This window comes from Neobacillus drentensis (assembly GCF_036962765.1).
GTDB lineage: Bacteria > Bacillota > Bacilli > Bacillales > Cytobacillaceae > Neobacillus > Neobacillus drentensis_C.
This window is the reverse complement of sequence record NZ_JBALOS010000338.1, coordinates 1-10300: the sequence shown is the minus strand read 5'-3', so window position 1 is coordinate 10300 and position 10300 is coordinate 1. Positions and strand designations below refer to the sequence as shown.

Annotated in this window: 9 protein-coding genes and 1 pseudogene; 2 read left to right on the top strand and 8 right to left on the bottom strand. The window is 39.6% G+C overall.

Features of this window, described 5'->3' with window-relative positions:
- From V7137_RS28855 to V7137_RS28820, 7 genes and pseudogenes are all read right to left on the bottom strand, one after another.
- A partial coding sequence (locus tag V7137_RS28855; protein WP_335701241.1) for an SPL family radical SAM protein occupies positions 1-780 on the bottom strand: 780 nt, incomplete at its 3' end.
- Positions 781-1071: 291 nt separating this feature from the next.
- Positions 1072-1467, bottom strand: a complete 396-nt coding sequence (locus tag V7137_RS28850; RefSeq protein ID WP_335701240.1) for a cupin domain-containing protein — start codon at positions 1465-1467, stop codon at positions 1072-1074.
- 259 nt (positions 1468-1726) lie between these two features.
- A pseudogene (locus V7137_RS28840) lies at positions 1727-1932 on the bottom strand (alcohol dehydrogenase); the annotation flags it as partial.
- A gap of 309 nt (positions 1933-2241) precedes the next feature.
- A complete protein-coding gene (locus V7137_RS28835; protein WP_335701239.1) occupies positions 2242-3063 on the bottom strand; it encodes a DUF4405 domain-containing protein in 822 nt (273 codons plus the stop codon).
- Between the two features lie 197 nt (positions 3064-3260).
- A complete protein-coding gene (locus V7137_RS28830; RefSeq protein WP_420490197.1) occupies positions 3261-3755 on the bottom strand; it encodes an MFS transporter in 495 nt (164 codons plus the stop codon).
- 190 nt (positions 3756-3945) lie between these two features.
- The gene (locus V7137_RS28825; RefSeq protein ID WP_335701238.1) at positions 3946-5382 is read right to left on the bottom strand and encodes an MFS transporter; all 1437 of its coding nucleotides are present in this window, start codon (positions 5380-5382) and stop codon (positions 3946-3948) included.
- Between the two features lie 178 nt (positions 5383-5560).
- A complete protein-coding gene (locus tag V7137_RS28820) occupies positions 5561-6619 on the bottom strand; it encodes an NAD(P)-dependent alcohol dehydrogenase (protein ID WP_335701237.1) in 1059 nt (352 codons plus the stop codon).
- A 235-nt stretch (positions 6620-6854) separates the two neighbouring features.
- Here V7137_RS28820 and V7137_RS28815 point away from each other — a divergent pair, with 235 nt between their 5' ends.
- Complete coding sequence (locus tag V7137_RS28815; RefSeq protein ID WP_335701236.1) at positions 6855-7400, top strand: TetR/AcrR family transcriptional regulator; 546 nt, start codon at positions 6855-6857, stop codon at positions 7398-7400.
- 171 nt (positions 7401-7571) lie between these two features.
- Here V7137_RS28815 and V7137_RS28810 read toward each other — a convergent pair whose 3' ends face one another.
- The gene (locus V7137_RS28810; protein ID WP_335701235.1) at positions 7572-9758 is read right to left on the bottom strand and encodes a transglycosylase domain-containing protein; all 2187 of its coding nucleotides are present in this window, start codon (positions 9756-9758) and stop codon (positions 7572-7574) included.
- Positions 9759-10002: 244 nt separating this feature from the next.
- Here V7137_RS28810 and V7137_RS28805 point away from each other — a divergent pair, with 244 nt between their 5' ends.
- Complete coding sequence (locus V7137_RS28805) at positions 10003-10257, top strand: DUF2533 family protein (RefSeq protein WP_218348311.1); 255 nt, start codon at positions 10003-10005, stop codon at positions 10255-10257.
- Positions 10258-10300 lie beyond the last annotated feature (43 nt).

Genomic DNA, 10300 nt, shown 5'->3' with positions numbered 1-10300 from the left:
TTTATTAAAATATTTTTCTACCTTTAGATGTAAATCTTTTTGATACCACTGCGATAGTCCATTTTCTTCAAATAATTGTGGCATTCCTAATCTCTCTGAACGCTTGCCCATTGCCCCATCACCAATGCTTAAAGTATCGATCCAGATATGGTCCACGATCCCTTCCATAACTTTTGGAAACTCAATAGTAAATGGCAAAACTGGGGAAATCGAAGCTTGGGTAGATATTCCCGCATCGTGAACTTCTTTTAAGGCTTTTAACCGCAATTTAATTCCTGGTGCATATGGAGCGAAAATCTGCCTTATATCATCTCTATCAGTTTCAATTGTCATAGACACAAGGACTTCACATTTTTCTTTTAATTTCACTAACAAATCAATATCTCTTGTAATAAGTGGTCCTCGTGTTTGGATTTGAAGAAAATCAGGCGGATTTTCAATCATTTCTTCTAATATCCCCCGTGTAATGTTTGCTTTACGTTCAATAGGTTGATAAGGATCTGTTGCGGAGGACATAAAAATATTCACAGATTGGTTTTTTTTACGAAGTTTATTCATTTCATTTCGGTAATTTTCTGCTGCGTTTGTTTTTATGTCCAACCATTCTCCCCAAGGGATTTGTTTAAATCTTTGAATCGGCATTTCTCTTACGTAACAGTACCTGCAAGAAAACGCACAACCACTATACGGATTCAATGAATGTGTGAATCCAACATCCAAATATCCCTTTGCTTCAGTAAAAATTTTCTTTGCTAAGATTTCTTTTATTTCAAACACCATATTTGACGCTCCTCTCTTTTTAGTGAATAAATACTAGAGTAAAGCTCTTATGAAGTTTCTTGATCAAGGGCTATATATTAAGTAAATGATTTCTTTCTAAGGAGTCTTTAGAAAAAATAATTTCCCTTCCGTCACAAAGATCTCTCCTCTTAAAAAGTGGTTTTATTCCTACTATACAGTTTATTCCAATCTATGAAAATATACCTACAGCACAATCCTTCACAAAGTTATAGAAAAAAGCCGACCTCCATTTATGGAAAATCGACATTTTTTCTAAATATTAACTTCAAATTATAATTTATTATAGCATTCATCATCGACAGGTTCTAACCAATCGGTTTCTCCTGGTGTCATTGCTAAGTGTACAAACCAACTGTCTTTTGTAGCACCATGCCAATGTTTTACATTCGGCGAAATATTCACCACATCACCCGTTTTGAGTAAGCGTGCTGGTTTTCCTTCTTCTTGATACCAACCCTCGCCACCAGTGACTAATAAAACTTGCCCAACTTTATGAGAGTGCCAGTTATTGCGAGCTCCTGGTGCAAAGGTTACATTCCCGATTGATGTGTTAAGTGGTGTTGGGTCAGTAAATATCATTTGTAAGTATGCATCACCGATAAAGTTTGCTTCAACTTTTTGTCCCAATGGAAAGATTGTGCTATTGCTCAAATGTTCATTTGCCATGTTTTAATTCCTACTTTCTTTTAATTTTTTAAGTTGTCAATTGTTTCCTTTAACTTTGTCATTATTCACTTTTTATTACATACTTCATCCATAGTCCACCATCGTCCAGTTTTTCTATCCCCTTTAAGAAAAAGTTTACTGGTTGCGGCTTTTTTTGATAATTGATAGAACAGCCGCTGCATCTTCAAGGTGAGATACTTTCGTAGACCCAACGATTGGAGAAGTAATAGGGTCTTTTTGTAGCACCCAAGCAAGTGCGATGACCAGGAACCATTGGGAATACACCACTACCAAAATCATTGTGTGCATTGTGAATATCAGAGTGACAGATACCGCAATACTTAATATCAATTAATTCATCATCTGGTCGTAAATCTCCTCTTTCTATTGTTGTTTGTTCAAATGGTGCTTTTGCACTCAGAATACGAGTACACGGGTTGTGTTGTTTTTATGATTTTTGCACATAAGGACACAATCCTTTCTTATTACATTTAATGATTAGGATGTACATTGATTCCCATATCCAGCTACTATTAAAAATGAGCATTGATACTTTAATGAACACCTGTCTATAATTATAAATGTGTATAAAATGCTTACAATGGTTAATTGAACAGGATTTGTTTATTAGTGAACAAATCAATAAAAATTGTTAATTATCTTTTAGAAAGTTTAGGGTAGGATTGTATAGTTCCATCAACTGAAAAACATAAAAAAGCGATGCTTTCAAGGCATCGCCCCTATCTTCAAAAAATTGAAATGTACTTTCCAAGTTTATGATACTTGAGGTTGAACATCTCTTGTTCTACGCTTTTTCCTTAAGATTCTCTTTTCCAGATAATAAGTTGGAATAATAATTGCTCCCCAAATCGCAAAATAGTTAAGAACAACGAGAAACGGGTTGCTGCTTCCGCCATGTCCATCTTTTCCATGAAATTTCCCTTCACGAAAGTCTCCGTTTTGCGGTCCTTGCTGTGTATTGATTGTATTCCCAATGTTTGCATTAGATGACTGACCATTTGGTTGCATTTGTTCCTGCTTAAAAACAATAGAATTTGCAGAAGCTGTTGAGGAAAACCATTGAATTCCACCTGCCAATATGGAGATGGATAGAATTACTGATCCAATAACACCCTTCCTAAGTTTTCCTTTCTTTGATTTAAACGCTCTTTTACAGATACTCATTACCCATTGCCAATGTACCCCTATGTGAAGACCCACTAATGCAAGTGTTGCGTCCGCAGAGAAACCGTGGATACCACGAATCGAATGCCCCCCTTGTATTGCGATACTTGGAAGCACAACCCTCGAAATTAAAATACCAGTAATAATGACGGCAGCCATCGAAATTAAAAGCAGTATGTTTAACAAATAACTAAATCGTGTTTTTTTTGGAAGTTTTGCGTCAAAAATCTTATTTGTTGTATTAACGACCCAGCGATAGTTCAATCCGATGTGTATAAGAATAGCTACTCCAATTATCAGTCCAGCAATTTCATGAAACGGTAAACCGTTTAATACACTTGGATTCATTAGTAACACAAAAGTGATGGCCATCATCAAATCCAGTACACTTTTTGTATAATTCTTTTTCATAGATTATATTCCTCCAAAATTAAGCATTAACCTTAACTGGTTCCCATTTTATTGGGTGAATCTTAAGAAACCCTTAATTTTCGGGATTTTCTCTATATTATTATTTATATCACCAGTGTTTATAGGTAACCTAGTATCTAAAAAAACAAACAATCCCCATTTCGAGGGGATTGTTTGTTTTTAGACTCATACTTTGACTACAAGGACTGAGAATGCCCCGTGGCCACATCCATTTCATAATGAGGTCTTATTCTCCATAAGATTAAAAATGCGAAAATTACAATGGCCAGACAGACCCAATTAACATTGCGAAAACCTGCAAACTGGGCGATGCTACCGCCTCCCAAATTCCCCACTAACCTTCCAATGGTGGATCCGTTGGAATAAATGGTTGCGGATAGCCCTGGTGAATTTGGCAGTAAATCCGTAAAATAGCTCAGCCCATTGCCCATGACAATAGCCACAAACGTTGCCTGAAAAAGCTGCGCTGCGATCAGCTGCCAGGTATCGGTGGATACACTTAAGATTGTGTAATAGAAAACAGCGATTATACAGCCGATAATCATCAAGGTATGGTTTGATATCTTTCTGCCCATAGCACCCAGCAAAAGCATTATAGGAATTTCCAAACCAGCACATACACTAACCACTAATCCCACATCCGAATGTGTACCATGAAGCTCATTCACAATAAACAGCGGCGTGTTGATACCGTTAATGGTATTAACGGCATACAGAAAGATAAAGGCGATTAGCGGCTGCCTGATCTGCCTGCTTTTGAGCGAAGAAGTACCTGTAGTTTTTCTCTTACCACTATTGCTTTGAAAGACAATACTGCCCCAAAGTTCATAACTGAAGCAATATAAAATGTATATATCTTAATCAACTTCTCTTTAATTCAACGGTCTTACGAGATCGGACAATTAGTGTAATAACGACAACGAGAGCAAGCATAAGCATAGCCGTACCAACAGTGAGTGAGGTCGAAATACGGTGTGCAAGTAAATTCCGGTCGTCAACGGTGGATGAGCCAGCGGCCGCAAATACCGTTACAAGGATAGCGAGTCCAAGGGAACCGCCAAGTTGATGGGCAACGTTGACAAGGCCGGAAGCGGCACCGGCGTCTTTTGAGCCAACACCAGAAATACCTGACGCGGTAAGGGGGCCAAGAGAACCACCTTGGCCAATGCCGATTAGGATCATCGGCAACGCGATCCCAGTAAGGAAGTTGGTGTCAGTTGAAAGCCGGCTAAGCAAGAACATCCCGATCATCGTTAGTGTAACGCCAGCGGCAAGCAGACGCGGGTTGCCGAACCGCCGCGTAAACCTCGGGACAGAGATAGCCATTACGAAGTTAGCCACCGTCATCGGTAGAAATGCGAGGCCGGCCTCAAGTGGGCTATAGTTACTTACTCCTTGTAGGAACTGGGTGATGAAAAACCAAAATCCCATCATGGCGCCGAGGAAAAGGATTCGTCCTATGTAGGCACCAACGCGCTCGCGGTTCGCGAACAGGCGCAGCGGCATGATGGGCTGCTCCGCACGCCACTCGTTGAAAACGAAGAATGCAAGCAGAAGGACACCAGCCGTAAGTGCCGTGACCGTAACAAGGCTGTTCCAGCCGGCGTCCGCAGAGTGAACAATTCCGTAGACAAGTGCAGTCATGCCTATGGTTGAGCTCACAGCTCCTGCCAGGTCAAACCGCCCCGAGCGCGTTTCAGTCTCGGCAATGTAGCGTGGCGCCGCAAGTATCATGATAATCCCAATAGGCACATTGATGAAGAAACCTGCGCGCCAGGAGATCCAGTAGGTGAAGATGCCGCCAAGCAGTAGTCCGATACTTGCCCCGATCCCGGCAACTGCACCATAGTATGAGACCGCTCGTGTGCGCTCGTGGCCTTCAGGAAAATTCGCTGTCAGGAGGGCCAGCGTCGAAGGAGCCAGGAACGATGCGCCTATCCCCTGCAAAACACGGTTGCTAATCAACCAAGAGGCGGAATGGGACAAGCCAATTGCAAACGATGCGACTGTAAAGACCGCTACTCCGACGATGAACATGCGGCGCAAGCCTATAATGTCGCCGGCACGAGAACTAAGCAATAGCAATCCGCCAAAGGCGAGCGTATAGGCGTTCTGTACCCATGAGAGCCCGGTGGCCGAGAAGCTGAGGTCGTGGTGGAGTTTCGGAAGTGCGGTGATTGTGATGGATATGTCGAGTACGATCATCAAGTAGCTGGCAAGAATGATCACAAGCACAGCCGTACGATGCGAATGGGATTCGGGATTAGCCGCAGCCCCGATTTCATATTCTTTAGTCATTGTCACTCCTCCTTTATTCGTATTCAGTAGTCCTAGTCTTTTCTTAGTTCACTTTTTAAATGACATCAGAAGGTTCTTCAATGGCAAAAGCAAGAAACAAAAGATGGGTCAACCAATTGATTTGGCTAACCCATCTTCATTAGAGCCAATTTAAGATGATGGAAAGCATCTTTACGATTTACAATGTAGCGATGTCAATAACGAATCGATAACGTACATCACTACGGAGGACACGCTGATATGCTTCGTCAACATCGTCTGCACCGATTACTTCAATTTTAGGAACAATACCGTTCTCAGCGGCAAAATCAAGCATCTCTTGTGTTTCACGAATTCCACCTACGAGTGATCCGGCAATGCTGCGCCGACCCATGATTAAAGAAAATACATGGTATTGATCTGGCTCAGCAGGTGCGCCGACATTGACAAGTGTTCCATCTACGCGAAGCAAGGATAAATACGCATTAACATCTAGATTTGCAGATACTGTGTTCAAGATGAGGTCAAAACGACCGGTCAATTCTGTGAATGTAACAGGATCACTTGTTGCAAAGTAATGATCTGCACCAATACTAAAGGCTTCACTTTCCTTATTAATAGATCGGCTCAAGACAGTTACTTCAGCACCCATGGCATGTGCAAATTGGATTGCAACGTGGCCGAGACCTCCCATCCCTACGATGGCAACCCTTGTACCTGGGCCTACGTTCCAATTTTTCAATGGAGAGTACGTGGTGATACCTGCACACAATAGCGGTGCTGCCACATCTAAATCAAGAGCGTCTGGAATACGGACAACAAATCCTTCTTTTACCACGATTTTTTGGCTATATCCTCCGTATGTTGGATTACCATCGAAGTCGATAGAATTATAGGTGTTGATCACACCTTTCGTACAAAATTGCTCCTCACCTTTAAGGCAGTATTCACATTCTCCGCATGAGTCAACAAAGCATCCAACGCCAACGCGATCCCCAACAGCAAATTTTGTGACTTCAGTACCTACTGCTGCCACGATTCCTGCGATTTCGTGACCAGGAACCATTGGGAAGATTCCACCGCCCCATTCGCCGAATGCATTGTGAATGTCGGAGTGGCAAATACCAGTATACTTAATATCTATTAAGATGTCGTTTGGCTCTAATTCTCTCCGCTCAATCGTAGTCTTTTCAAATGGTGCCTTTGCACTTGGGACACTTAGAACACGGGCCATTAGGTTTTTATGATTATTACACATATGAGATTACTCAATCCTTTCTTGGAATCTAAAAAATATTAAGAAGCACCTTAATCGATTTCACTCTATCCAGCTGTCTAAAACATAATAAACGTTGATATATTAGTGAACATCTGTCTATAATTATAAACAGAAACAGAGTACTTACAATTGTTAAATGTACAGAATGTGTTCATTAGTGAACAAATCAATTAAAATTGTTAATTATCTTTAAGAAAGTTTGGTGACCCTCACATTGTCTAAAGTAGATAGAAGGATACTCAAATCACAAGAAGCAATCAAAAAAGCTGTTATTGAGCTGATGGCTGAAAAAAAATTTGATGACATTACGATACAGGATATTTCCGACAGGGCAAATGTTAGTCGAGGAACCATCTATCTTCATTACTTGGATAAATTTGATCTACTTGAAAAGCTCATCGAAGAACATATTAACGAACTACGCGAAATGTGCGAATCGGCAGCTGAACTGGATTATAAAGATGCGAATCTGCCCTGGTTCGAATACCTTAAAAGTAACTATTTATTTTTTTCAACGATGTTAGCAAGTAAAGGAGCCCCTTCTTTTCGGAGCAAGTTCGTTGAGTTTCTTATCGAAGAGTTCAAGGATGAAGTGAATATTACAAAAGGAAGAAATCAAGGATTAAATGAAGATGTTGTTCTTCAATTTATTGTGACGTCTTACGCAGGGATTGTAGAATGGTGGATTACGAATGAAATGCCTTATCCACCTCATGAAATGGCAGAACAAGTAGGGATTTTGTTAGAGAGGAATCTATAAATAAGAACTCAACTAGAAGAACATTCCTTTTGTAAGTGGCATTAAATAGTAAATGGTATTTTGAATAAGAACTCCATATTTTTATAAAAAAGTGGCACAAAAAAGTCTGTGAAACTAGACATTTTTGTGCCACTTAGCTATGAAGGAACGATGGTATGAAAAATATACCTATTATCCATGTTTATGCTTTTCTTTTTTATGATTCCCTTCCTTTTTTTTATGTTTTTCTTCTTCTTTTTTACGCTTCTCTTCTTCTTTCCTTTGTTTCTTTTCCTCATTATTTCCATTATTATTAGGATGTTTGTTTACATTGTGACTTTTAATCTTTGGTGGAACATCAGTAGATCCGACACCTTTTATATACAGCTCGTTATTCACTCTATATACACTATTTGGCTGCTCGAAACCAGACGTGTCCGTTGCAAATGCCACCATCATCCTTTTAAAAATTAGCTGCGAAATTTTCGATGGTTCGCCAACCATGTAATTCCCAATACCATTATTGGTATATCCTGTCCAAACCGCCATCGTATATTGCGGTGTGTATCCAGCAAACCAGCTATCGTTTGTTGCATTGGAAGGATATCCAAATCTAATGCGTGTCTGTTCATCAAAATTGGTTGTTCCTGTTTTTCCAGAAATATTCAATCCAGAGGAGTTTGCTGCTGTTCCTGTCCCCTCGTTTACGACTGTGTGTAACATATCCGTCACCATATAGGCAGTGTAATCATGCATAACACGCTTCGGCTTCGGCGTGAAGCTAACTTTCTTGCCATCAGGGAAAACAACTTTTTGGACAAAATGAGGTTTGTTGTATATTCCTTCATTTCCAAAAGCACTGTAAGCTCCCGCCATTTTCAGTGGGTTTACCGTGTTACTTCCGATCGCATAGGATTCATATACTTGGTTGTTAGGAAAAGTTATACCAAGCTTTTCTGCAAAACTCTTTGCATTTTCCATTCCTACCTCTCGCAACGTGAGAAGTGCAGGGATGTTGTATGAATATTGCAGTGCTTTCCGTATTGACATCGTACCGTGATATTGATGATCCCAGTTAGAAATAGACTGACCGGTTGAATAATTTGTCGGCTGATCATTAATTTGATGACCAGTGGACCATTTTAAATATTCAATCGCAGGACCATAATCAAAAATCGGCTTGAATGAAGAACCAGGTTGACGTTTCAGAGTAATCGCAAAGTTGTTGCCTCGGAATGCAGCTTTATAGTCATTTCTCCCGCTTCCAATCGCTCTGACTTCACCCGTTTTTGTATCTAAAAATACGAAGGCTCCCTGAAATCTATCATTTGGATAGGCGATAATATCATTTGTGTTCATCAACTTATCCGCATAATCCTGTGCTTTAGGGTCCAAAGTGGTATAAATCGATAGTCCATCATTGCCGATGTCAATACCCTTTAACTTACTTTCCACCTCTTTTACAGTCGCATCTAAAAAGGCTTCATAAACCATGCTCTGTTGACTTTTCCTAGGTACAATTCCCTTTGTTACTGGGACTTTCATTGCTTCCTTCATTTGTTCTTCTGTTATATATCCTTGATTATGCATTGAAATCAAGACAAGGTTACGTCTTTTTGTTGCTGCTTTTTTGTTTTCTGGTTTAGACGGATCATAATTATTGGGACTTTGTGGCAAACCTGCTATCATGGCCGCCTGTGGAAGTGTCAATTTCTTCAAATCATTTGCTTCTATCCCATAATAATTATTCGCTGCTGCCGCAACCCCATAAGAACGGTTACCGAGATAGATCTTGTTTAAATACATCATTAATATCTCTTGTTTTGAATATTTTTGTTCCAATTGATACGCCAAGTCCCATTCTTGCACTTTACGTTTTATTGTTTTCTGAGGAGTCAAAAATGAGTTTTTGATTACCTGTTGTGTAATGGTACTACCGCCCTGAGATCCGAAGTTCCCAGTTAAGTTCACAAAAATCACTTTAGCGGTACGTTTTATGTCGATTCCATGGTGTTCATAAAAATGTGCGTCTTCGGTTGCAATAAATGCATGTTCCAACACTTTTGGAACTTGATCATACGTAATTTTTGTCCGTTTTTCTTTTCCGTATTCATAGATAAACTTTCCGTTTTTATCATAGAATTTCGTCGAAAGCGGATCTATTAATTTTGAAGAATCTAATTTTGGAGCTTCCTTAATCATAGTAGCGAACGTAATAGCTCCCGCTCCTGTTAAAGCAATTCCAAGCACCAAACAGGCAATGATTCCTCTCTTTAGCCAGGATACTTTTTTGCTTGATTTATTACGTCTCTGTTGATTTTGTCTTGTTTTTTCAGCTTGTTTCCGTTCCTGTCGATATTGATACGTTTCTTCTGACATTCATCTTCTCTCCCGCGTATAGTTTAATCAGAGTTGGTTTTCATAGACATTACACTTGAAAAAGTATCCATTATGATAGAAAAGGGGAAGTATTCCACCCTTTTTGAGATACTTATATACATTCGTAGCAAATCTTATTTTTTTGAGGGAATCTGATATACATTTTCCTCTTCCATTATCGATACCCTCTTCCCCTTTCAAATATGGTATGATGGATTAAGTTAATTTTTTAAGGAGTGAAATCATGAGTGTACATAAAGATTTAATTAAACATGCGGCAAATCAACATGAAACCTATCAAAAATTCTTAGCGCTCGATCAACAACGCGAACAATATATCGAAGAAGCGATTGAGTTATGTAAACAAGGCAAACCCTTTTCAACTGATAAAATAAATGCAGTTACCAATAGTATTAATAAAATCAACTTGCGTTTCATCCCAACAAGAAAAAACGTTACGGGTGAAATGGTTCAAGAATTCGTAAAAAAACGCTCATAAAATAAAACGAACGGACAGGATCTTAGATCCTGTCCGTTCGTTT